We start from the raw sequence: 25,299 nt of genomic DNA, 5'->3' as shown, positions 1-25,299 counted from the left end.
GCTCATCCTGCGCGTGTCCGCAACAGAACGCGCGCATCGGGGGCTGCTACCAAAGCGCCGGGTGGTACATCCTTGCGGACCACAGCCCCTGCACCGATCCGGGCGCGTGCGCCAACCCTCACTGTGGGCAGGATAATGGCGCCTGCCCCTATCATCACCTCTTCCTCAACGGTCACCTCACCGGCCAGAACCGCCCCCGGCCCGATCGAGGAAAAAGCCCCAAGCGACAAATGATGTCCAACCGAGCAACCACGGTTGATCAATGAAAACCGGCCGAGCCGGGAACATGCCCCGATCGTGCAGCCGGAGTTGACATAAACCCCCTCCTCCACACTGAGGCGGGAGGGATACACCGATGAAGCATCCAGCAGGGAGGCAAAGCTGTTCAATCCCAGCGATGTGGCATGCTGCCATGCTTTCTTGCGGTTGGCCGGGGTAAAAAGCGGGATCAGCCACTCCGTTCCGATGAGATCATCCGTGATCTCCTCCAGAGCGATGGATGGGGCTTCCACATCAGGATGTGCCGTGTGTTCAGTATTACGGACTACAATCCGGAGATGAATACCATTTCTACGACAGCTTTCCTCGACATCAACCGCCAAGGCAGAACCTGCACCGAAAAGAGCCAGAGAGCGCATCATTCAATCATCCTGCCGTATCAGATGAGAAAATTTCCTGAGCATGGCACAGACATGCTCCACCTGTCTGCTTTCCAGCTCCGGAAACATCGGCAAACTAAGAATGGTATCCGCTGCTTTAACCGTTTCCACACAGCGGGCAGGACCGAGTATCACCCTGTTCCGATAGGCAGGCTGGCTATGAGCAGGATATGGATAGTGAATCGCTGTCTGAACGCCTGACTGCTTTAGCTCGTCTCTCAGACGGTCCCGATCCCGTACCCTGATGACATACTGATGATAAACATGCGTATTCCCAGGGCGAACGCAGGGGGGCTGGCCGCCAATATCACGCAGGGTAGCGTCATAGGCCCGCGCAATCATCTGCCGTTGGTTGTTTCTTTGATCCACACAGGCAAGACCGATTCTCAGAATGGATGCCTGAATGTCATCCATGCGGGAATTGACGCCTTTTAATTCTGATTGCCTTTCCTGCCCCCAGCCGTACTGGCGCAAGCGTCGCAGAGTCTCTGCAATGTCCGGATCATCTGTGCTGACAATTCCTGCATCGCCAAGTGCACAAAGATTTTTGGTCGGATACAGGCTAAAAACGGACAGAGTGCTACAGGTTCCCACCCTTTTACCATGATGGCGGGCACCATGCGCCTGGCTGCAATCCTCAATAACCGGAATCGCGGCCTGCTTTGCCGCCAGCATGAGCGCCGTCATATCTACTGGCTGGCCATAGAGATGAACCGGGATAACAGCCCGCACGGGGGCGGCTCCATCCGGTGGTTCACAGAGAATTTTCGTCAGCTCATCCACGTTCATGCAGTAATCAGCTGGATTGATATCGAGCAACAGAGGCTGTGCCCCCGCCATTTCAATCGCTGCAATTACAGCCACGGCGGTATGAGAAACCGTGGCAACTGAACACCCGGCCCCAATCCCCAGAGCGCGCAGCGCAAGTACCAGCCCATCGGTCGCGCTGCCACAGGCTATCGCATGAGAACGCCCAAGCCAGCTGGCAAATTCACTTTCAAAAGCAGAAACCTGTTCCCCGAGAATATAGCTTCCAGAAGCCAGAACACCAGAAATAGCAGTATCTATCTCCGCACGGTGCGCAAGGTAGAAGGCGCGCGGATCAGCCTGCGGCACGTTCACAGGGTCAGACATAATCCTGCACTCTCGGCCGATACCATTCCAGTGACTGCCTCAACCCGTCCGCCAGAGAAATCTGGGGTTTCCAGCCAGTGGCCGCTCGGAAAGCACGATCATCGGCACAATAGGCGCCGATATCTATTCTGGCCCGCTCTTCCGGCAATTCCTTGACCGTATATTGCACCGGGAAAGGCGCAACCTCGACCAGCAGTTCAGCCAATGTCAGCAGGGAGGCACTTTCATATCCCCCGATATTGAACAGATGCCCAAAACAGTCCGGCGTGGTTGCAGCAGCAATAAAGGCCGCTGTTACATCATTAACATAAGTAAAATCACGCACCTGCTGCCCACCCCAGACCTCAAATGGCTGGCTCAGAAGCACATGACGCAGCCATGTTCCCAGAAAGGTCTGCCGCCCATCCTGAAGACGCAGTCTGGGACCGTAGCAGTTGGTCAGACGCAGCGCCGTCACCTTGCGCCCATGTACACGGCTTTCCGCCATCCAGTACTGCTCGCCCGCCAGTTTGGAGACACCGTTGAAGTCCTGCGGTGCGGAAACATGGCTTTCATCGACCGGCGCACCGCCGGTGCGGCCATAACACTGTCGGGTCGAGGCATGAACAATGACCGCTTCCGGTGCCACATCCCTGACCGCTGCAATCAGGCGTAACTGTGCCATGGCATTGACAGCCAGGTCAGCAAACGGATCAAGCTGTGCCGCCAGATGCCCCGTCTGGCCAGCAAGATTGAAAATGAAATCGGCTCCCTCACACAGCGCATGAAGATCGGCCTCTTCCATAGCAGCACGGACAAGAGCGATATCCAGAGACGAGAGATTGGCCATATTGGCACCACTCCCTGGCATGAAACTATCCAGAACCGTTACTTCTCCGCCCTGCTCGGCCAAAGCCACACAGAGGTTGGAGCCAAGAAATCCGGCACCGCCTGTGATAAGGATTTTCTTGCCACGAAAGCAGGAATCATCATGGTGGAACAAGGAAAGCAGTACTTCCTGAAATCTATTGGGCTCCAAACAATATTTGATTATAAGATTTTATTCAATTGAAAACCCTTTGAAAGATCATTCAGAAGATCTGATTTTGTCAAATCCTAAATTTTATCTTCGAAAATCTAGGCACTTTTTGCCGATGCTTTATCACAATTGGCCTGACCATAAAAAGCTTTAACGCCCACGCCCATGCGAAAGCTCATGAACAACGCCATGCAGGGTTCTCAACTCCTGCTCCGTCACCTCTCCTCTCAGGAAGAAGTGCCTGATATTGCGAATCATGCCGGATCGTTTCTGCTCATTTCTCAGAAATCCGCACTCATCAAGCTCCCTGACCAGATGACGCAGGAAATTGTTCAACTCCCCCTTGGTGGCCACATGGGATTCGTTGGTCATCAACTGGCGTGATGGTGTGGCATCCTGTGCCATCCACCATTCATACCCCATGACCATGACCGCTTGAGATACGTTCAGCGACATGAAATCTGGATTGAGTGGATAGCGAACCAGCGTATCCGCACAGGCCATATCATCGTTGTCCAGCCCGGCCCTTTCCGGACCGAATAGAATACCGGTTTTCAGCCCACGCTCACAGGCAAGCATGATATCAGCAGCGGCCCCTCGGGCGGTCATGATAGTCTTGACGATATGACGCGGTCTGGGGCAGGTGGCAAACACGCGGTGCAGATCTGCAACCGCATCCTCGACCGTTTCATGAACCGTCAGGGAGTCGAGGATGCTGTCAGCCCCCGATGCAGTACGCCATGCCCTGTCCTGCGGCCACCCATCCCGCGGTGAGACCAGACGGAGATGAAACAGGCCACAATTCGCCATGGCCCGCGCCGTGGAGCCGATGTTCTCCGCCAATTGAGGGCGCACGAGGATAATGACCGGGCTTGGGTCACGCGGTTGAAGCGGTGCCCCGCCGTCTCGTCCAGTCATAATCTCAATATGCCCTGATACTGTATGAAGTGGAAAAATCAGATGGCTCGCCGCCATGTGGTTCCTGATGGCCCATCTTCCAGCAGGATACCAGCTTCGGCCAATTCATTGCGGATACGGTCGGCCTCGGCGAAATTCCGGTCCTTGCGCGCCTGCAGACGGTCCGAAATCCGCTGGGCAATCTTCTCCGGTTCGATACCACGCTGGAACCATGCCTCAGCCTCCCGAGCAAACAGCCCCATGAGCATGCCCCCCTCGTTCAGCTGTGCTGCAGCAAGAGCATCTCCTCCCAGCGCGGCATGTGCCAGACCATGCATCAAAGAAAGAGCCTGCGGCGTATTCAGATCATCCCGCAACGCCTCCAGCACCGGATTCTCCACGCTCTCGTCCAGATCAGGCAGGGACGGGTGCGCCTGCAAGGCACGGTAGAAGCGATCCAGCTCCTTCCCGGCTTCCTTAAGGGCTTCATGACGGAAATCCAGCACGCCACGGTAATGGGTTTTCAGGAAGAGCAACCGGATCGCCTCACCATCCGCCTGACCCAGCAGATCGCGTACGGTCAGCACATTGCCGAGGCTTTTGGACATTTTCTCGCCATCCAGAAGCAGCATGGCGCTGTGCATCCAATAATGGGCGAAATGGCTGCCGGGGAAAGCGCAGCGGCTCTGGGCGCATTCATTTTCATGATGAGGAAAAATCAGGTCTCCACCACCACCATGAATGTCGAAGTCTTCGCCCAAATAGCGCCAGGACATGGCACTGCATTCAATATGCCAGCCCGGGCGGCCACGCCCCCATGGACTATCCCATCCCGGCTGGTCGTCGGCCGATGGCTTCCAAAGCACGAAATCGCCGGGATCTTTCTTGTAAGGAGCCGGATCAATCCGCGCCCCGGCCAACAGTTCATCCGGTGATCTGTTCGACAAAGACCCATAGGAAGGATCGCTGGCTACGGAGAACAGGACATGTCCCTCCCCCTCGCCATGCGTCTCATAAGCATGCCCCTGAGCGATCAGCTTCTCGATCAGAAGGATCATTTCGGCAATATGGGCGGTCGCCCTCGGCTCTATGTCCGGTGGCAGATTGCCGAGGCTGGCCATATCGGCGTGGAAATCAGCCGTCGTCCGGGCGGTAATCTGATCAATGGAAACCCCGCTTTCACGAGCGCGGGCATTGATCTTGTCATCCACATCCGTGATGTTCCGCGCATAGGTGACACGAGGATAAAGCCTGCGGAGAACCCGGGCCAGGACATCAAAGACCACCATGCTGCGGGCATTACCGATATGGGCCAGATCATAAACGGTCGGTCCACACACGTATATTTTAACGTGATTCGGGTCGATCGGCCTGAACGGCTCCCGCCCGTGGGTGGCTGAGTTATAAAGAAAAAAGGCTGCCTGATTCATATCGGCTTTTTGCGCCGGTATGCCTACGAAATCAACGGGCCCTGGAAGGGTGAAGCCTCTTCAGAATTTTTGATGAAAGCAACGTTAACCAGCGGCATCTGTACTGTGAAGCTAGAGGTGGCAAGGCGGGACTTTCTCATTAAAAATACAAAAATACAATTTATAAAAAAAATTATCACAGATATCTATTTTAAACTTAATTATAGTATAACAAATAAATACACACTTCAATTTTAAAAAGAACCATTATAATTTTGCTACACACCCTATTGTTTTTTTGCTATGCAAATAACTACCCATAAAGAAATTAACATTTCAGGCTCAGTCAGGCGGATCGAATGACAACTCTTACATCCACCACATCCGGTATTACCCTTGTCACACCCGCCTACACGAACCCGATTTTAATTCAGGCGGGGACTGCGGTTGGCAATACGGCCGGCATCGGAATTCAAAGCAGCCTTACGACAATAGCATGGACCATCACCAATAGCGGTGCTGTCACCGGCACAACGTATGGTGTCAGCCTTGCGGGAAACGGCACTGTTATCAACAGTGGGACCATAAGCTCCACAGCGCCGGGCGGTCAGGGAATTTACACGAATAATGGGGGCTTTGTTAGCAATCTAAGCACTGGAACCATTGCCGGCGGTCAGTTCGGCGTTGTGCTTTACAGCACCCTGGGAACGGCTGCGACCCTTATCAATGAAGGACTCATTAGAGGTTCCACAGGCACTTCGTACGGCCACGCTGTCCTGTTGGCAGGTAACTCCTCAGATTTTCTAAACAATTCGGGGACTATCCAACAAACAGGGACAGGTACAAGCACCGGCGATCTTGCTGCCGTTCGCCTTATAAGAGGCGGGACGATTCTCAACACCGGCCTGATCAGTGTTTCGAATACAACCGGGATGGGCATTGTTCTCAATAATGGCGGGACAATCACCAACCTTGGCACTATCTCTGCCGCCTCCACGGCCGCCAATCTTACCAATGGAACGGGCCTTGCCATCAATATGACTGGCACAGGGACAAACACTCTGCGGCTGGGTGTTGCATCCACGATTAATGGTACTGTTAGCGCCAATTCTGTCGGCACCAATACGTTGGAGCTGTTGTCCGGAACATCAGCCGGAACGGTCAATGCCACAACCTTTCTCGGTTTCCAGACCGGAACAGTTGATGCAGGGGCAAACTGGACCATTGCCGGTACCCCGACCTTAACCAATCTGCTTAATAGCGGCACGCTGACAAATACGGGAACCATCAGCGGCACCCAGGTCTCCCTGATCAATGGAGGCGTGCTCAGCAACGCAGCAACTGCAACCATTTCAGGTGCGGCCAATACCCTGATTGGGGGTAATGCAGTCACTGCCACTGTAATCAATTCCGGCAGAATTAATGCCACCGGTACAAATCCGTGGGCGATCAGCCTCACGGGGAATGTGACCAATTATGCTGGCGGCTTGATCCAGGCCCTGCCAAGCAATGGTTATGGCGTCCAGATCACCACTGGAACCGTCTTAAATATCGGTGTTATCACAGGCGGAACAGCAACTGGCGGTGCGGCCATTGCTCTTGTTGGCGGAGCCGCCACTACATCAGGCACAGCAGTCGTTAACAATGCCGGAATCCTGCAATCCAGCGGAGGATTTGGTATCACTGCTTCGGCAGCTGTCACCGCTACCATCACCAATAGTGGCCAGATCCAGGGTGGAAGGTATGGTGTCAACTTAGCTGGAACAGGCACTATCACCAATAATGCCAGTGGCACTATTTCATCCGTGATCGGCGTTCTGATTTCGAATGCAGGAACGGTTACAAATGCCAGCGGCGCAACCATTACCGCCTCTTCAGTCGGCATATCATTTGCTGGCGGAGGAACTGTTACCAATAGCGGCCAGATTCAGGGCGGATTGGTTGGTGTTTCCTTTAGTAATGGAGGCTCTGTCACCAACAATGCCAGTGGCAGTATTTCAGCCAATGGCCCTACCGGCGCGACAGGCGTTCTGATTTCAGGCGGAGGTACGGTTGTCAATAATGCCAGTGCCACCATCAGTGCTGCCTCTGTCGCTGTTTCGCTCGTCAATGGGGGCACCCTCACCAATAGCGGCCAGATTCAAGGGAATTGGGGTGTTATTGGCTCCCTCGCTGCCATTGGTGTTACGAATAGCGGTACCATCACTGGTCAGACAGATGGCGTTTATCTGTATAACGGCGGCACCGTTAACAATACCGGTGCAGCGGCCCTGATTCAGGGAACAAGGTATGGCATCTATGGTAGTGCCAGCAGTGGCGCCACAGTATCCGTTACTAATTCGGGCAAAATTAGTGCCACTGGCTCTGCTGGCGTTGCCCTTACCTTCGTAAATTCAGGGTATGTGAACAATCTGGCCGGTGGCACCATCTCTGGAACTACCTTTGGTATTGTTACTGGTGGCTTCCTGAGCCTTATTAATGCCGGAAGCATATCTGCTAGCGGTGCCGGGGGATACGGCGTTTCATCCGATGCGGGTGGTATTGTCACCAATCTGGCCGGCGGAACCATTAGTGGTAGCCAGTTCGGTGTCATGGTTTTCAGCACCAGCTCAACTGCGCCCGCTACACTCGTCAATGAAGGCAATATCACCGCTTCAACCAACAATAATTCATTCGGTCATGCCGTTATATTGGCAGGAAATGCTTCAGATTTCCTGAACAACTCCGGCACTATTCTGCAAACAGGCACGGGTGCAAGCGTCGGAGATATCGCTGCTGTCCGCCTTGGACGCGGTGGCACACTCCTGAACACCGGGCTTATTTCCGCAACAGGCACGCTGGGAATTGGTGTTGTTCTCAACGTGGGCGGCACGATTAAAAATCTCGGCACTATCTCTGCCGCCGCCACAGCTGCCAACACAGGGAATGGCGTCGGTGCAGCCATCTATATGGCTGGCACAGGCGCAAATACTCTGCAGCTGGGTGTTGCATCCACCATTATGGGAACGGCTGTCGCCAATGCCGCCGGAACCAATACGCTGGAGCTGCTGTCCGGAACAGGAACCGGGACCATTACCGGACTGGCAACAAATTACGTCGGTTTCCAGAATGCCGTTGTCGATGCCGGGGCTAACTGGCTCCTCTCGGGCGCCAATACAATTATTGCCGGAAATAATTTTACGAACAGAGGAACACTGACACTCAACACACAGCTGTCAATCGCTGGTATCCTGAATAATCAGACGAGTGCAGCAATTAATGGAAGTGTTGGAATTCTTGCAGGCGGAAGCGTTACAAATAGTGGCGCTATCACAGGTGCAGTCAATGGCTTCAATAGTGCCATTTTAACAAATAGCGGGACCATTACTGGGACAGGATCAATTGCTGTCTCCATGCTTGACCAAAATGGTTCAATCGGCAATACTATTAATAACTTCGGTGTGATTATTGCCAATACCGGAGGCACAGCTGTTCGCCTTGGCGATATCGGCGTAGGAGTTAATGTACTTAACCTGAATGCTGGTCAGACAATTATCGGTTCTATAGTTGGCCTTGGCAGCATCAATCGCTTGAATCTTATAGGTGCCTCTACTGGCACCAACGCACCCCCTACCCTTTCAGGTCTTGGCTCGACAATTACCGGGTTTAACCAGATCACAGCAACCAGTGGTTCAAATTGGGAGCTGACAGGTAATAACTCGGTTTCCAATACACAAACTTTTTCTCTAGCTGCAGCCAGACTCACAAACAACGGTATCTTCACCGGTGCATTGACCCTGGGATCAGCCAGTACGCTCACCAATCTTGGGAGCCTGAGTCCGAATTCCAACGGTACCGCCGTGATCATGAATCCGGGCGCCAATCGTCTGATCCTTTCCCCCACGGCATCAGTAACAGGCACAGTTTTCGGTAGCGGAACGCTGAACGTATTGTCGCTGGGAAGCCTTTCAACCAGCAGCGGTACAATTACCACAATTACCCATGGTACAATTACTGGAATCGGTACCCAGTATGTCGGCGTCAATGTTCAGGTTGATACAGGTGCCTACTGGACCGCGTCCGGGGTTAACAATATTGCCTCCGGACTGACGATGAACATTCTTGGCACGCTGGAAAACCAGGGAACCCTGAATAACAGCGGCCTCATTTTGAATAGTGGGTCGCTTGATAACCACGGTACGATCAATGGATCCGTCAGTCTGGTTCAAGGGGGGCAGTTCACCAATCAAAACGGTGCAGTGTTTAACGATGGTGGTGCAGCAATTGCTGGGCAACAGGTTACAATTACCAACAATGGTACTCTGTCAGGCACCGGCACCAATGGATACGGCGCATCTATCGCTGGTGGCGGCACAATTAATAATGCGGGTGGTATTACCGGTGGTTACCGTGGCATTCTATTTGGCGGCAGCCCAGCAGTCGTCAATAATTCCGGTGTCATTGTTGGCTCACTTGCAGACGGTATTCGTCTGCTTGCTGGCGGAATCATATCAAGTACTGCTGGCGGAATAATCAGAGGTGGTACTGCTGGTATTTATGCCACTGCTACTGCCAGTGGCACGACCGTTCCTGATGGCATAACTATCAACAACGGTAGTAATGCCATTATTGGCGGAACACTTTCGACTGGTGTCGGTATTATTCTGGCATATAATGGGACAATCATTAATGCTAGTGGTGCCTATATCACGGGCGAATCAGCTGGTATTATTTTAAGCAGTGGCAATAATGTATCCATAAACAATAGTGGAACTATTGCAGGGTCCGGTACCGGGACGGGGGGCATCTCTGCCGCTTCATCAGTCAATGTTAATATTATCAATAGCAACCTGATTTCCGGCGGAACATATGGCGTGGCTCTTGGAGGAGGCACCATTGTAAATCAGTCTGCTGGAAACATTACTGGGTCCTCTGCAGGTATTACTGCATCAAGATTTATAACGGTCATCAACTCCGGACAGATAACGGGCAGCAGTGCTGTTGTATCTACCAATGGTGGTTTTGTCAGCAATACGACAGGCGGAATAATTTCCGGGATTCAGTTTGGCGTTTCTCTCTCCAGCACTAACGTTGCAAACACCGTTATTAACGGGGGTACCATTCTTGGTGCCAGTAACGCCACATTTGGCCAGGCTGTTTTTCTGAGTGGAAATGCGTCTGATAGTCTGAGTAATTCCGGCACCATCACTCAGTCAGGGACAGCTGCTGGCGCAGGTGACTTAGTGGCAGTCCGCCTCTCAACGGGTGGAACTATCAACAATAGCGGCTTCATTGGCGTCACGAATTCTCTGGCAACGGCCATTGTTCTCAATGCCGGCGGAACAATCACCAACCTTGGCACTATCTCTGCCGCCTCCACGGCCGCTAATCTTACCAATGGAGCGGGCCTTGCCATCAACATGGCTGGCACAGCCACCCCGAACTTGCTGCGGCTGGGTGTTGGATCAACGATTATTGGTACTGTCAGCGCCAATTCTTCTGGCGTAAATACGCTGGAGTTGTTGTCCGGAACATCAGCCGGAACGGTCAATGCCTCAAACTTCCTCGGTTTCCAGACCGGAACAATTGATGCAAATGCAAACTGGGTTCTACAAGGAACTGCAAACAACAGTTTCGCCCGACTGTTAAATAGCGGCACCCTGACCAACACCGGATTGATCGCAGGTGCCTCTGTCTCCTTGATCAATGGAAGCGTGCTCAGCAACGCAGCAAGCGGAACCATTTCAGGTGCTGCCAATACCCTGATTGGGGGTAATGCAGCCACTGTAATCAATTCCGGCAGAATTAATGCCACCGGTACAAATCCGTGGGCGATCGTCCTCTCGGGGAATGTGACCAATAATGCTGGCGGCATAATCCAGGCCCAGTCAGGCAATGGTTTTGGCGCCCAGATCATCAATGGAACCGTCATAAATAACGGGGTTATCACAGGCGGAACAGGAACTGGCGGTGCGGCCATTGCTCTCGCTGGCGCGGTCGTCACTACACCAGGAACAGCATTTGTTAACAATACAGGAACTCTGCTATCCAGCGGAGGATTTGGTATCAGTTCTTGGCCATCTATCACCGCTACCATCACCAACAGCGGTTTGATTCAGGCTGGAAGGTATGGTGTCTTCGTAGATGGAACAGGCACTCTCACAAATGGCGGCACTATCACATCTTCATCCACTTCCAGCACGGACGCTGCTGGCGTTCAGATTTCAAGCGGAGGCACGGTTGTCAATAATGCCGGTGCCACCATCAGTGCTGCCTCTGTCGCTGTTTCGCTTGTCAATGGGGGCACCCTCACCAATAGCGGCCAGATTCAGGGAAACTCGGGTGTTATTGGTTCGCTCGCTGCAATTGGTGTTACGAATAGCGCTACCATCACTGGTCAGACAGATGGCGTTTATCTGTATAACGGTGGCACCGTTACAAATACCGGCACGGCGGCCCTGATTCAGGGAACAAGGTATGGCATCTATGGTAGTGCCAGCGGTGGCGCCACGGTATCCGTTATTAATTCCGGCAAAATTAGTGCCACTGGCTCTGCCGGCGTTGCCGTTGCCTTCGCAAATGCAGGATATATCAGCAATCAGGCCGGTGGCAGCATCACGGGAGTATTCAATGGCATTACTGCTAGCGGCTTCCTGAGCCTTATTAATGCTGGATTTATATCCGGTGGCAGTGCAGGCACAGCGGCCATTTCAGCCGTTGGGGGTGGTACCATCACCAACCAGGCCGGCGGGTCCATTAGCGGTGGCCAGTTCGGCGTCGTCCTTTTCAGCCCCAGCTCAACTGCTCCGGTTACTCTCGTCAATCAGGGCAATATCACCGCTTCAACCAACAATAATTCATTCGGTCATGCCGTTATATTGGGAGGAAATGCTTCAGATTTCCTGAACAACTCCGGCACCATTCTGCAAACAGGCACGGCTGCAAGCGTCGGAGATATCGCTGCTGTCCGCCTTGGACGCGGTGGCACACTGCAGAACACCGGCCTTATTTCCGCAACAGGCACGCAGGGAATTGGTGTTGTTCTCAACGTGGGCGGCACCATTATCAATCTCGGCACTATCTCTGCCGCCGCCACAGCCGCCAACACAGGGAATGGCGTTGGTGCAGCCATCTATCTGGCCAGCACAAACGCAAATACTCTGCAGCTGGGTATTACATCCCGTATTATAGGAACGGCTGTTGCCAATGCCGCCGGAACCAATACGCTGGAGCTGTTGTCCGGAACAGCAGCAGGGACCATTACCGGACTGGGAAGAAATTACGTCGGTTTCCAGAATGCCGTTGTTGATGCCGGGGCTACCTGGACCCTCTCGGGCACCAATACAATTGTTACCGGAAACAATTTTACGAACAGAGGAATAGCAATTAACTCTGGCACTTTCTCTGGTGCCATGACCTTGGCTGCCAACTCGGTAATGACCAATGCGGCATCAGCCGTCTTATCCAATGGCACGCTGTCGTCGGCTATTTTTGGCACAGGAACATCTGCCGCCATTATCAACAACGGCAACATTCAAGGTGCACAATCCGGTACGGCACTTATTTCTCTGGCTGCTAGCTCTACCCTGACAAATATCGGACAAATTATACAGACAGGCTCTGCAGCCACCGGCCTTCGCATGGGTAATGGTGGAACAATTGTGAATTCCGGAACTATTTCCGCTGCAGGGGGAAATAATACCGGCATTGTAATGGCATCCGGCACAATCAATAATTCTTCATTGATCATAGCGGGAAGTGGTCAATCAACTGGTATCAGCATGACAGGGGCTGGTAGCATCAATAATACTGGCACAATCAGTGCAATTGGCGCTCTCAGCCAGGCTGTCATTCTGGCGGGGGGTGGCACGGTCACCAACTCCGGATCCATTCTGACCCAGGGCTCAGCCAGAACTGCGATCAACTTCGGTGCTGGTAACAGTCGTCTGGCAATCAGCGGTAGCAGCACGATTGTTGGCCAGGTGACGGCTGCCGGAACCGGCAACGTGCTTGAGCTGGATGGTAATGGCACCACGCTGAGTGGGTTTGGGACACAATATACCGGCTTCCAGACCATCAACGTGAAGGGTGATGGATGGGTGTTGGCGGATACGCTGACCAACACGAATATCCTGCTGCAGACGACCGGCACAGTGACGGTCTCGCAAGCGCTGGCTGCATCCAACACCATCACTATGGGGGGAACCAGCTCTGCCGGTGCTGCGTCTGGAAATATTATCATCAGCACGCCGGGCACGGCATTGGCTGCAACCGTTTCCGATTTTGGCAACGGTGAATCCATCACCCTGACCGGATTGGCCTATCAGGCTTCCGATGTGGTGGATGTGGTGAGCAGTGGGGGGAATGTCTTCCTGATACTGTCTCATGTGGCCAGTAACGGGACAAAGACCCAGTATTACTCGATCAAGCTTGATCCCAATGCGCATGATCAGAACTACAAGATGCGTCAGGCGTCCAGCGGCAACGGCGTGACAGTCTATGATGACGGCACACCTTGCTATGTGCATGGCACGCTGATCCTGACGGATCGTGGTGAGGTTCCTGTTGAGGATCTGAAGATCGGGGACAATGTGATCACGGCGAGTGGGGCGGTGCGTCCGATCCGCTGGCTTGGGCGCCGGAGCTACAACGGCCGCTTTATCCAGGGTCGTCGTGATGTGCTGCCGGTTCGTATCCGTCAGGGGGCTTTGGACGGGGTTCTGCCGAAGCGGGATCTGCTGGTCTCCCCACTACATGCGATGTTCATCGATGGCGTTCTGGTTCCGGCCGGTCGTCTGTTGAACGGTGTCTCTATCATTCAGGAACAGCATGTGGAGGAATTGAGCTACGTGCATATCGAGCTGGATACGCATGATGTGGTCATTGCCGAGGGTGCTGCGTCTGAAACCTATGTAGAAGACAACAACCGGAACATGTTCCATAACGCGCACACCTACGCTGGTGAGGAAGCTTCCAAAATCCAAAAGCGCGGCAGGAAGCGGAATGGCATTATCAGTGCCAGCTACTGCGCAAGCCGTGTCGTCGATGGCATTATGTTGGAAAGCATCCGCAGGAGACTGATGGAACATGTTATCCATCAGAATGCGTCAGCATTCATGGAGAAGCACTCAGCTTGAGGGCTTCACTTCTCAACTGAAAATGTCTTGAGAAAAGCAGGATAAAACAATCCTGCTTTTCGAAAGAGATTCCTGTTGAGAAGCCCTGTGTTTAAGATCAACTGTATTTTGTATGAAAGAATTTTTCTTGGGTGGAGGTTACATGTTTATCCTCCCCCCCCCCTTTTCAGGCATTACCTGGCTGTATCGGTTTGCTATTCCACTATACGCCGAATAACTTGATACAACTCATCCAGCGTACATGGCTTTGGAAAAATTGCAGCCTCCGGATAGCGTTGACGGAGGATTTTCTCATCCGCATGAGCAGAATGAAAAAGTAAAGGCACACCCGCTTGGTATAATCGATCAGCCGCAGGAAATATATCCTTATCCGCAAGCCGGACATCCAGAAGCGCAGCTGTCAGTTTTGTGTCTTTCAAATCATCCAATGAACTGAGCGTTTCATCCAATGTTGCCAGAGGCCCAATAACGGCGCAGCCCGCTTCCTCAAGGATTATCTGAAGATCGAGAGCAATAAACATCTCGTCCTCTGCCAGAAGAACGAGCTTAACCATTGCTTAATACGCCATTCGGAAGTCGAAGAGTGATGAACAGATTAGTCCCATTCATGGACCTCTCTATCTGCCCACGCAACTGACGCACACTGGTCTCCACCAACAGAGATCCAAACCCTCTTTTTACAGGTTCAATAACCGGTTTTACCTGATGTTCATTCCATATCAGGTGCAGGCCATTTTCAGACCGTTTCCATGTAACGGATAGGGATGCACCATCCTTGCCGCCCAAAGCGCCGTATTTCACCGCATTCGTAGCCCATTCATGTAAAATAAGGGCAAAGGAAGAAAGAGCAGACCGATCAATCAGCATGGAAGGACCGTGAATATCTATTTTTGTGTCATGACGATAGGGGGCAAGCGTCACCTCCACCAACTCCTGAAGGTCAATAGCCTTTGGCTCACCTCCTGATGCGGCCAGTGAATGGGCATTGCCGAGAGATGCGATACGATCACGTATATCGCGTGCAAAGGTCGGAACATTGTCGTGACCCCGCGAAACAGCCGTTACAATTCCAGCAATAACCGCAAACAGGTTTTTGACACGGTGGTTCATCTCGCGCAGCATGAGATGGCGCGTTTCAGCAAGCGTGTATTCAGGCGTTACATCAATAGAAACACCCACCAGACGCATCGGAGCACTGCCGGCAACAACGCGGCCAAATCCTTTGATCCAGCGTTCAGTATCATCTTTAGTCCTGATACGGAAACTTGCTTCATAATCTCCGTTCCCGGAAGAGGCTCGTCGCAACGCTGCTTCAACGGCTCGAATATCCTCTGGATGGATACGTTCGAGCAAGGAACTGATTTGTCCGCCTTCTACGCCATCGACATCAAACAGCTTCTGCTCCACCTCATCGATTACGGTTTCACCGGTTTCCGGGCAATATTCCCATATACCGATCCCTGCTGTCTTAATGGCGATATCCAGACGCTCGCGCTCTGCGGCCAGTTGCCGTTCCATCACAAGCGCATCGGTGATGTCAGTCAGCACTAGAGTAGCACCATCCACAGTGCCTTTATGAGTATTATATGGAAGAACACGCATGGAATAAATGTGCTTTCCATCCTGTGTCGTCACCCGGCGTTGCAACGATTCAGCGCCACAGGCCACAGCCCTCGCATCTTCGAAATATTCAATTGTCGCTAGCCTGCTGGCCACATCCGACAAAGGGCGACCACGGTCAGAGGGCTTCAAAGGAAAAATCCTGGTTGCTGCCTCTGTATAACTACGCACTTTAAGGTCTGCATCCAGCACGACCACAGCAAGATCAGTAGATTCAAAGAAATTACGAAGATCAGAATTTGCGACAGTCAGCTGATCAACCTTGCTTTTTAGCTCATCATTAACGGTTGCAAGTTCCTCGTTTGTTGACTGAAGCTCCTCGTTCATCGACATCATTTCTTCGTTGGAGCTTTTAAGCTCCTCATTTGCGGTCTCCAGCTCCTCCACTGCAGAGCGCAGACGATACCGTGTTAAGCGGAGTTCATCTTCCAGGGCTTCGCGATGATCGTCCTCGACCTGAATTTCATAGACTTCAGAATCTTCCAGTGGTTTGAACGGCCCACTATCACGGATAACAAAAAGCAGACATCCATCGCTTAAAGGATCACAGGTTACTTCAACAGGCTGTGTACCAAAATCAGTTTCAACAGCAACATCACGAACGACAACGTTCCGTTTTTGGTCACGTCCCTGACGCAGAAGCGCACCCATGACATCCCTTAACCCGGGACGGGCCAAGTTGATTGCGCTGCTTCCGCCTGTTCTGGTCACTGGAAATTCAAAATACCGGCTCAGCTTCCCATACGCCGCCAGAATGCCTCCATCGGGATCCACCACAAGGCTTGGTGGCGCATAGCGTTCCACCAAGCGTCTTATCGCTGCACTTTCGTCTCCGAGCGCGCTGGTATTTCCCTTACCTCCTCTTTCCCTCATGGAAGAACGCTGACGTAAGTTGGTAGGTAGATCAATCGGATAATTCGGAGCCCCCGGAGGACGTATAAAAATGTGCGCATGCTGGTCAATGCTCGGGAACAGATGTTCAAAGCGCCCAACACTTTCTGATGGACCAAGAAAAAGATATCCGCCTGCGCGGATGGCATAATGCAGGAGTGGAATAACAGTCTGCTGCAATTGGTCAGCAAAATAGATCAGCAAATTGCGACAGGAAACCAGATCAATTCTTGAAAAGGGTGGATCTTTTATGAGGCTGTGATTGGAAAAACGGATCATGTCCCTAATCGGGGAGATAATTGAAAATCTCTCAGCATGGGGAACTGTATAACGTTCTCTCATTTCCACCGGAATATCTATCAAGGCCGAAGCTGGATATGAGCCCTCCCTGGCGATAGATAACATTTGTTCATCTATGTCCGTGGCAAAAATCTGCACAGCCAATGGCTGACCAGTGGTTCGCGCTGCTTCTGCACACATGATCGCAATCGTGTAGGCTTCTTCTCCGCTAGAGCAGCCTGGAATCCATATCCGTATATCTTCATCGGCCGTACGTTCACGCAGCAATGGTTCGATCACTTTGCTGCGCAGTGCCAGAAATGCTTCTGGATCACGAAAAAAACGGGTCACATTGATCAGAAGATCACGGAACAATGCCTCACGTTCTGCGACATCCTCTCTGATCCTGTTTACATAAGCACGGCCATTGTTGATCCCAAGTACGTGCATACGCCGCTCAACACGGCGAATCAGGGTTGAACGCTTGTAACCTGCAAAATCATGCCCTGTATTAGCACGCATTACACGGCATAATTCATTGATGTGATCAGCCACTGTGGCAGTTTCAATATCCAACTTATCATTCACTCGTCTCTTGAAGAAAGTTTTTATACAGTTCAGGATTTCGCAGGCGGGGCATATGAAATCGACAAGACCTGTTGCCACTGCTGAAAGGGGCATACCGTCATAACGGGCAGTCTCAGGCTGCTGTACAACGCAGATTCCACCATTTTCCTTGATGGCCCGCAATCCGGTTGTACCATCTCCTCCCGTTCCCGACAGGATAACACAGACAGCATTTGCCTGCTGATCACTGGCAAGCGACAGGAAAAAATCATCGATTGGACGACGCAGTCCACGCGGTTGCTGAAATTGGGTCAGTTCTAGAACACCGTTACGAATGACAAGCCCATGACCTGGAGGAATGATATAGACAATATCAGTCTCTATTTTCTCTCCCCCCGCACACTGGATCACCTGCAGGGCGGTGTTGCGATCGAGGAGCTGAGCCAACATGCTTTCATGGTTAGGGTCCAAATGCTGGATGATAACATAGGACATCCCAGTAGGGAGCATGGCAGTGGAAAGCATATCGCGCAGGGCTTCCAGCCCCCCTGCTGATGCACCTATCCCAACAACGGGAAAGGAAGCAGCCTGATTTTTGTTCCCTTTTCTGTCGGCCGCCAGAGAGTTGTCATGCATCTGGTACGTTTTCCAGCTCCGCTAGCGTCATCTTGGCCTGGGCAACGAGGGCCGAGGTATTGGCAATCGTCAGCACTGTCCCTTGAACCACGACGCCTCCATCTTTCACAATGGAGCGTAAACCGCCAAGTGTGGCTGCCAGTTCCCTATCATAATTGATAAGAAGATCAGGATGGGAACGACTGACATCAAACTGAGATGCAAAGATGTATTTAGTCGTTCCGTCCGCCCCTCGCAGACGGGATAGAGAGAGCAGATTAACGAACGGAACTTTGTCCTTACGGAAGTTGACAACTAGCGTTCTTAGGCTGGCCTGATCCTGATTCTGCAGAAACTGTCTTATTTTTGCTTTTGCAGCTTCATTGTCAGCATCGCCCTGCAAAAACCGGCAATTCTTGCCAATGACTTCGGCGGAACTATATCCGGTCAAGACCCTGAATGGCCCGTTGACCCACAGCAGGTCATAATTCCCGTCAGGTGCCGCCAACGCCAGCGCCACCCGGGAATGCTGAAAATAATCTATCAGATAGGCAGGGGCTGACTGTTTCACGTATAATCCTTCTGCCACTCGTTTCATAAGACACCGTTTTTCGGCGTAAGTTGAAAAAGATACTGATAAGTTACACTAATTAATATTCAAAATATTTATAACAAAAATTTAGGTTTATTTTCCTCATAAATTAAACAAACAAGTTTAGTTCCAGCATAAGGGCAGAAAATTTTATGCAACCTTTCGGATTATACGATGTTTTGTCCGGTTCGGGTCCACACACCATCAGGACGGCATTTATCCATGAAGCAAATAAGCTCCGACTTCTGGACTGTGAGGGGCAGCTTCAAACTGGCTGGTCTATACGATATAGGCACCCATATGTCAGTGATCCGCAGAAGAAACGGACGCTTCATCCTGCTCGACAGCTACCCAATCAGCGGCGAGCACCATAAAGCTCTGTCCGCGATGACAGATAATGGGCAAGCTATTGATGCCATCATCAATGTTCATCCTTTCCATACACTCCATTGTGCTTCCATCCATCGGCTTTTTCCCCATGTCCGTCTGTATGGGACACGACGACACCGGGAGATTTGGCCAGATCTTACCTGGGAAACCGGGTTGATTGAAGATAGGGAGGTACAACAGCTTTTTGGCGATGACCTCGAATTCTCTGTGCCGGAAGGAATCGATTTTATTTCATCCAATCCAAGGGTCCACACGGCTTCTGTGCTGGCACGGCATCGCGCCAGTGGCATCGTGCATGTTGATGATACTCTGAATGTTGTGAAAATACCTCCTATCCTCAGGAGGTTTGTCCCATCTCCCCACCTGACTTTTCATCCTTTGCTGGGGAAGGCCTTGCAGAAAAACGCCGATGCTGCTGACTGCTATACACGATGGGCCTCCGGCCTTGCACGACAGTGGCGGGATACACCCGTTGTCTGTGCCGCACATAGCAACATCCACCATTTGCAGCGGACTGATTTTCAGGAAGAAGTCCTGCAGGCCCTTGAAGGGGTTAGAAAAACGCTGGAGCGTCATCGCTTGCGATATGCGGCCCATTGATCTGATCATTCCGGCCTGAACCCGGACCGTCATCACAGCGCTTGCGACATTTGATATAAATTGGTCACTCTGCTATAAAAACGTACATAATTTGCACCAAAAATGTTCGCTTTTGCAGGGTCTTCTCAGGCATGCGTCGTTTTCTCATTCGTCACCAACCCTCCCAGCCAGCCCGCGCCGCGATTTTGGCAGGAATTGGAGGATTGTTTGGAGTTGGCTCGATAGGAGCAGCCGCAGCCTATTCCGAATTACCGATGTTGATCGCACCATTCGGGGCCAGCAGCGTTCTGCTGTTCTCGGTGCCTCACAGTCCGTTATCCCAACCCGTCAACGTCATTGGTGGTCATCTTGTATCCACGCTGACTGGTCTGGCGCTGCTGGCTATTCTACCAAACACATGGTGGGCCGCTGCCCTTGGTGTCGGTCTGGCTATCGCCCTGATGACCGTTCTGCGTATGACCCACCCGCCAGCCGGGGCCAATCCGCTTGTTATCTTCGCTCTCAATCCGGATATGAGCTTTGCATTTGTGCCCATTCTGACCGGCTCATGCGCCCTTGTGGCCATTGCAGCCTGCTTTCACAAGCTCAGCGGTACCCCTTATCCCGTGCTGCACAGCGGTAACCCTGATCTGACAGCTAAAAGCGAGGCCGCCATGCAGTAGCTGGTTGCATTTGCACCGTGATCTGGCACACAGTCAGCCAACGGTAGATAAGGGAATTGACATGGATAGCGATGATAAAAATGTGACGGCCGCGTTGCTGACCGTTGCTGCGACGATCGGACAGGCCAGTGAAGAACTGGTCATCGAGCGTTATCTGCGCTTTGCCCAACGTGTCACAGGGCATGATCCAGATACTGGCCCGATGAAAGCGTTCTGGGAACGTGCAGAGCGTACCCACGATAAATAGAACGAGCGGTCGTTATCACAATACTTAAAAAAGAAATATAACCTTATTTAATTGTAGTTTCGGTATCTGTTGTCCATTCTGAAAAGAACGAAACAGCAAAAAAGGTGCCGCCATGACCCCACAAACAAGTGATCTGATTGCTGCCTTGCTGGCAACAGCCGCAGCCGTCAGCGGCACCAGTGAAGATGTGGTGATGGAACGCTATCATCGCTTCCTGCTGCGTCTGGAAGGGAAAGACCCTAACCACCGCGATGCCGGAAAGGCACAGGATCTGGATTGAGCAATCGTTTGCCGCTTGCTCCGGAACTGTCATATGAAGCAGACTTGATTAATGAACTGTTGCTGGTTCACAATAGCATGCGCTGCTCTGTGACAGTACCGGATTTCACTACGTGCCAGCCACCATGTCGTCTTCAGACTTTGCAATGCCTTTTCCGGCTGTCCCACCGGTCTCCGCTTCTTCCGGTCTGACAGTAACGGGCGATATTATCGCCTTGCGTCTTGTCGACGTCGCTTACGAAATGGACCTGAAAGAGGCAGAGCGACTCTGGCTTCAACGCCAGTCAGATGAGAGGTCACGCCCTGCCCGTGCCAGTCTCAGCACGACATCTCCCAAAGCGGTATCATTCGGCAATCCTCCACTGACCATTGATCTCGGAATCCGACAACTGATTGTCGGTCTATCAACGCATGAAGTGGCGGTTGCCGTCCGATTATATGATTTTGGCGCTCTCGTCATTGAAATACGACGGCCTGTCAAGGATATGCTCTGGCAGGATTTTGTGACGCTCCATGACGGCATATTTACGGTTCTGGATAATGAGGAAACAGCGACGGTCTGGCGCGATATCCTGTCTACCCTGCGTAAAACCCTTTTGCCCTGTTGGAAAAAACCCACAGATGGCTCTTTACAGGAAGATTACCAGATCGCTTTTGTTCGGCATTTCAACGAACCGATCAGTATTGACGCGCTCGATACAAAAATTGACATCGCCGCCCTGCTTTCCGGTGAAACACGCCCTCTCTCCCAACAGGCACGGCGTGATCTGCTGCGCCAGCGCTTTTCCTATTATGAGGATGATCTGGTCATCCTGACCTGGGACCGGGCCTTCATTATCGATGCACGGGGTGACAGCGATATTCTGGATGTGCTGGAAGTCGCCAATGCCCAGCTGCTGGAGATGCGATTCTATGACGAGTTGCTCGATGCCGAACTTCCCCGTATGTACAATATGGTAGAAGCGGCACGGAAGCGGTTCGATATCTATGCCCCCCGCCGTTTTGCGACTCTGGCCCGGCGCTTCCATACGCTGGTGGCAGAGGTGACGGAGCTGACCGAGCGGGTCGATAATGCGCTTCAGGTGACGGAAGACGTCTATCTGGCTCGCATTTATGGGGCGGCGCTTGATCTTTTCCGCGTCAAGGCAGTCAGTGCAGCCGTGGATCGCAAGCTGGACATCGTACGGGATACGTATTCGGCCCTGTATGAAGAAGCTGCCGGCAGCCGTGGACAAATGCTGGAAGTTGCCGTCATCCTGCTGATCATGATCGAAGTTTTTCTGGCGTTATTACGTGTCGAACACTGATCCGACTGCCGCGATTGGCTCCCTTCTAAACGTCATGCGTCGCCTGCGCGATCCTGAGGGAGGCTGTCCATGGGATATTCAGCAAAGCTTCGCCACCATCGCACCTTACACGATTGAGGAAGCCTATGAGGTGGCAGATGCCATCAGCCGTGGTGACCGTGCTGCGCTCCAGGATGAGCTGGGGGATCTGCTGCTTCAGGTCGTCTACCATGCCCAAATGGCATCCGAGGAAGGCAGTTTTGACTTCGCTTCTGTCACTCAGGGCATCACTGACAAGATGATCCGCCGCCACCCTCATGTGTTCGCACCGGAGGATTGCGATCCTGCTACATCCGGTCACGGAACGGCAGCATGGGAAGCCAGGAAACAGGCGGAACGGCTGGCCAAGGCGGAAACAGGTGTGCTGGCGGGTATATCGACCAACTTGCCCGCCCTCAGCCGAGCCGCAAAGCTGACGGCAAGGGCCGCACGGGTCGGCTTCGACTGGCCTGATGCCAATGCCGTGCTGGAAAAACTGGCCGAGGAAACGGCGGAATTGCGTGCTGAATTACCCTCGGCCGATCCTGAACGGCTGGCAGATGAGCTGGGGGACATGATGTTCGTGATGGCCAATCTCGTCCGCAAGCTGCGCCTGGACCCTGAAACCGTCCTGCGGGCTGCCAATGCAAAATTCGAGCGTCGCTTCAACGCAGTGGAAGCATCACTGGCCCAAAAAGGGTTGTCTCCGGCCGATGCCGGGCTGGATGCCATGGAGGCAGAGTGGCAGGCTGTCAAAAACCGGGAACGCGAAGCGTCTCAGCCCTGACCCAGCAATGCCTGCGCCAGACGATGCCAGCTTTCGGCATCGGGAGCACACAGTAATCCGCCCTCATGCCGTAGCGGGCTGTACGGTCGACCATCGAACTGCGCGGAATATCCACCGGCTTCCCGATGCAGCAAGACACCAGGGGCGTGATCCCAGGGCATCAGGCGGTTGAACAATAAAAAATGGCAGTGGCCACCTGCCAGCATACGGTATTCATGCGCCGCACAACGAAAATCGAAGCTTTGCGCAACCTGCACCATGCCCTGACAGACGGAACTGCGCAGCGGCTCGACCAGGAAACGCCATGATGCAGCACCGGTCATGGCCGCAACCGGTACCGAGACCGCAACCCTGAGATCCTGACGCATGCCATCTGGAAAGCTGACCCATGCCCCCTCTCCCCGAAGAGCAAAGGCGGTATCGCGGCCAACTGGATCATGAATGATCGTGGCAATGATCTCACCCCGGCTCAGCACCGCCGCCATGCAGCCGAACAGCGTCAAACCTGCCGCGAAATTGGAGGTGCCATCTATCGGGTCTACCACGAAAGCCAGATCAGCATCTGCCAGTGCATCCAGCAGGGATGGCATTTTGGCGGCGGCCTCTTCACCGACCACAAGGGCAGATGGAAACTGTCGCAGCAATGCCTGTGTAATCCATTGCTCCGCTGCCTCATCCGCATCAGTCACGAGATCGAGCGGGCCGGTTTTCATCCGCACCGACTCTGCTGACAGTCGACGGAAACGGGGCATAATCTCCTGCACTGATGCTTCAGCCAGAATACCGGCGACACTCTCAATCTGCGCGACGGTCAGACGAGTCATTGGCTTGAAGCGCCCTGCTTATCGGCTATGGGACGCGCTTTATAAAGACGTTCAAAACGGGCCTGATCAGCCGGGCGCACACGAACAGTAACGGCAATCATGCCATTCTCTGCATCATCCTGACGGCCCAGAACCTCCGCATGCTCATGCAGCCACGCCATGGCCGCACCATCCGCGGCAGGAACAGAATAATGCGCGATGGTAAGGCTGGCGGCGATTCTGGCATCAATAACAACCTGCAACTCATCCAGCCCGGCGCCGGTGATGGCGGAGACAGCCACGCTGCCCGGTGCCACGCTGACATGCTCGACGCCGCCGAGCAGATCGGCCTTGTTCAAAACCTCGATCATACGGCCGCGCCAATCGGCATCCAGATCATGATCACGAACCATTCCATCCAGAACAAGCTGCACATCATGGCGCTGTGCCGCCGTATCAGGGTGCGAAACATCACGGACATGGAGGATGACATCGGCCTCGGCCACCTCTTCCAATGTGGCGCGGAAAGCAGCGATCAATTCGGTGGGCAGCTCGCTGATGAAACCAACCGTATCTGACAGGATGACACGACGTCCCGAACGCAGGCGTAATCCACGCATCGTAGGATCAAGTGTTGCAAAAAGCTGGTCTTTTGCCAGAACGGTGGAACCGGTCATCGCATTGAACAGTGTTGATTTACCGGCATTGGTGTAGCCCACCAGTGCCACGACAGGAAAAGGCACACGCTGACGGGCCGTGCGGTGCAGGCCACGGGTTCGGCGCACCTGTTCCAGTTCGCGTTTCAGCTTCACGATCCGGTCGGTAATCAGACGACGGTCAGCCTCGATCTGGGTTTCACCGGGACCACCGAGAAAGCCGAAACCGCCGCGCTGACGCTCCAGATGGGTCCAGGACCGCACCAGACGGGAGCGTTGATACTCCAGATGTGCCAGTTCGACTTGCAGAGTACCTTCGCGTGTAGCTGCACGCTCACCGAAAATATCCAGAATCAGACCGGTCCGATCAATGACCTTGGTGTTCCAGGCCCGTTCCAGATTTCGCTGCTGCACCGGGGTCAGGGCGGCATCGACGATAACAACCGTGATATTTTGACCTGCCAGTGCCTGGCCGGTCAGTTGTACCTGTCCCTCGCCCAGCAGGGTCGAAGGGCGACGAGCACGAAGTGGCAAAACCCCGCTATGCACCACCACAAGGCCGATAGAGGCTGCAAGCCCTACGGCCTCGGCCAACCGCGCCTCGGCAGCGCGGCCAGCATCCAGCCGCTCTACCTTATCCCCACGCTCAGGCTTTTCCCAGGGCAGGATGACCGCTGCCCTGGCCGGGCCGGCGGAGACGGAATGGGCTGAATGGTCAGTCGAAGAAAAATCTTGAATCGCCATATCCTCTGG

At 53.1% G+C, this 25,299-nt stretch carries 17 protein-coding genes; 7 read left to right on the top strand and 10 right to left on the bottom strand.

Translation table 11 applies throughout. The features are described from left to right. Positions 1 to 2: 2 nt before the first annotated feature. From GbCGDNIH6_RS05890 to cysS, 5 genes are all read right to left on the bottom strand, one after another. A complete protein-coding gene (locus GbCGDNIH6_RS05890) occupies positions 3 to 641 on the bottom strand; it encodes an LbetaH domain-containing protein (RefSeq protein ID WP_081369984.1) in 639 nt (212 codons plus the stop codon). Beyond that, positions 642 to 1,793, bottom strand: coding sequence for a DegT/DnrJ/EryC1/StrS family aminotransferase (locus GbCGDNIH6_RS05885; protein ID WP_072563186.1), 1,152 nt, complete (start codon positions 1,791 to 1,793; stop codon positions 642 to 644). After that, positions 1,786 to 2,775, bottom strand: a complete 990-nt coding sequence (locus GbCGDNIH6_RS05880; RefSeq protein WP_072563185.1) for an NAD-dependent epimerase/dehydratase family protein — start codon at positions 2,773 to 2,775, stop codon at positions 1,786 to 1,788. The genes GbCGDNIH6_RS05885 and GbCGDNIH6_RS05880 overlap by 8 nt, the downstream gene beginning before the upstream one ends. A gap of 186 nt (positions 2,776 to 2,961) precedes the next feature. Continuing rightward, complete coding sequence (locus tag GbCGDNIH6_RS05875) at positions 2,962 to 3,729, bottom strand: RNA methyltransferase (RefSeq protein WP_072564393.1); 768 nt, start codon at positions 3,727 to 3,729, stop codon at positions 2,962 to 2,964. A 38-nt stretch (positions 3,730 to 3,767) separates the two neighbouring features. Then, positions 3,768 to 5,138: a cysteine--tRNA ligase gene (cysS, locus tag GbCGDNIH6_RS05870; RefSeq protein WP_072563184.1), complete on the bottom strand. Its 1,371-nt coding sequence runs from the start codon at positions 5,136 to 5,138 to the stop codon at positions 3,768 to 3,770. Positions 5,139 to 5,476: 338 nt separating this feature from the next. On the opposite strand from cysS, the gene GbCGDNIH6_RS05865 reads away from it, so the two are divergent. Further along, complete coding sequence (locus tag GbCGDNIH6_RS05865; RefSeq protein WP_072563183.1) at positions 5,477 to 14,233, top strand: Hint domain-containing protein; 8,757 nt, start codon at positions 5,477 to 5,479, stop codon at positions 14,231 to 14,233. A 194-nt stretch (positions 14,234 to 14,427) separates the two neighbouring features. On the opposite strand, the gene GbCGDNIH6_RS05860 is transcribed toward GbCGDNIH6_RS05865, so the two are convergent. Genes GbCGDNIH6_RS05860 through GbCGDNIH6_RS05850 form a run of 3 tightly spaced genes read right to left on the bottom strand, consistent with a single transcriptional unit; the run spans position 14,428 to position 18,776 of the window. After that, positions 14,428 to 14,787: a response regulator gene (locus tag GbCGDNIH6_RS05860; RefSeq protein WP_072563182.1), complete on the bottom strand. Its 360-nt coding sequence runs from the start codon at positions 14,785 to 14,787 to the stop codon at positions 14,428 to 14,430. Further along, the gene (locus tag GbCGDNIH6_RS05855) at positions 14,780 to 18,226 is read right to left on the bottom strand and encodes a chemotaxis protein CheB (RefSeq protein WP_072563181.1); all 3,447 of its coding nucleotides are present in this window, start codon (positions 18,224 to 18,226) and stop codon (positions 14,780 to 14,782) included. Before GbCGDNIH6_RS05855 ends, GbCGDNIH6_RS05860 begins: the two co-directional genes overlap by 8 nt. Beyond that, positions 18,219 to 18,776, bottom strand: coding sequence for a PAS domain-containing protein (locus GbCGDNIH6_RS05850; RefSeq protein ID WP_198355818.1), 558 nt, complete (start codon positions 18,774 to 18,776; stop codon positions 18,219 to 18,221). Before GbCGDNIH6_RS05850 ends, GbCGDNIH6_RS05855 begins: the two co-directional genes overlap by 8 nt. Before the next feature lie 243 nt (positions 18,777 to 19,019). Here GbCGDNIH6_RS05850 and GbCGDNIH6_RS05845 point away from each other — a divergent pair, with 243 nt between their 5' ends. The 6 genes from GbCGDNIH6_RS05845 (at position 19,020) to mazG (ending at position 23,087) form a co-directional block, all read left to right on the top strand. Then, positions 19,020 to 19,787: a hypothetical protein gene (locus GbCGDNIH6_RS05845; RefSeq protein WP_072563179.1), complete on the top strand. Its 768-nt coding sequence runs from the start codon at positions 19,020 to 19,022 to the stop codon at positions 19,785 to 19,787. A gap of 131 nt (positions 19,788 to 19,918) precedes the next feature. Then, positions 19,919 to 20,449: an HPP family protein gene (locus GbCGDNIH6_RS05840; protein ID WP_072563178.1), complete on the top strand. Its 531-nt coding sequence runs from the start codon at positions 19,919 to 19,921 to the stop codon at positions 20,447 to 20,449. 61 nt (positions 20,450 to 20,510) lie between these two features. Beyond that, positions 20,511 to 20,696 (top strand): hypothetical protein, encoded by a 186-nt coding sequence (locus tag GbCGDNIH6_RS05835; RefSeq protein WP_025286587.1) that lies wholly within the window; start codon positions 20,511 to 20,513, stop codon positions 20,694 to 20,696. 112 nt (positions 20,697 to 20,808) lie between these two features. Next, complete coding sequence (locus GbCGDNIH6_RS12355) at positions 20,809 to 20,976, top strand: hypothetical protein (RefSeq protein ID WP_011631835.1); 168 nt, start codon at positions 20,809 to 20,811, stop codon at positions 20,974 to 20,976. 124 nt (positions 20,977 to 21,100) lie between these two features. Continuing rightward, positions 21,101 to 22,282: an RMD1 family protein gene (locus GbCGDNIH6_RS12575; protein ID WP_081369983.1), complete on the top strand. Its 1,182-nt coding sequence runs from the start codon at positions 21,101 to 21,103 to the stop codon at positions 22,280 to 22,282. Further along, the gene (gene mazG, locus GbCGDNIH6_RS05825) at positions 22,269 to 23,087 is read left to right on the top strand and encodes a nucleoside triphosphate pyrophosphohydrolase (RefSeq protein WP_072563177.1); all 819 of its coding nucleotides are present in this window, start codon (positions 22,269 to 22,271) and stop codon (positions 23,085 to 23,087) included. The genes GbCGDNIH6_RS12575 and mazG overlap by 14 nt, the downstream gene beginning before the upstream one ends. Here the strand turns inward: mazG and GbCGDNIH6_RS05820 are convergent. Both GbCGDNIH6_RS05820 and hflX read right to left on the bottom strand, forming a co-directional pair. Further along, positions 23,078 to 23,911 (bottom strand): inositol monophosphatase family protein, encoded by an 834-nt coding sequence (locus GbCGDNIH6_RS05820; protein ID WP_072563176.1) that lies wholly within the window; start codon positions 23,909 to 23,911, stop codon positions 23,078 to 23,080. The two genes, mazG and GbCGDNIH6_RS05820, sit on opposite strands and share 10 nt — an antisense overlap. Further along, the gene (gene hflX / locus GbCGDNIH6_RS05815; protein ID WP_072563175.1) at positions 23,908 to 25,290 is read right to left on the bottom strand and encodes a GTPase HflX; all 1,383 of its coding nucleotides are present in this window, start codon (positions 25,288 to 25,290) and stop codon (positions 23,908 to 23,910) included. Before hflX ends, GbCGDNIH6_RS05820 begins: the two co-directional genes overlap by 4 nt. Between the last annotated feature and the right edge of the window lie 9 nt (positions 25,291 to 25,299).

Origin of the sequence: Granulibacter bethesdensis (assembly GCF_001889525.1) — a bacterium.
GTDB classification, from domain to species: domain Bacteria; phylum Pseudomonadota; class Alphaproteobacteria; order Acetobacterales; family Acetobacteraceae; genus Granulibacter; species Granulibacter bethesdensis_C.
This window is presented reverse-complemented; position numbering and strand designations above follow the sequence as displayed.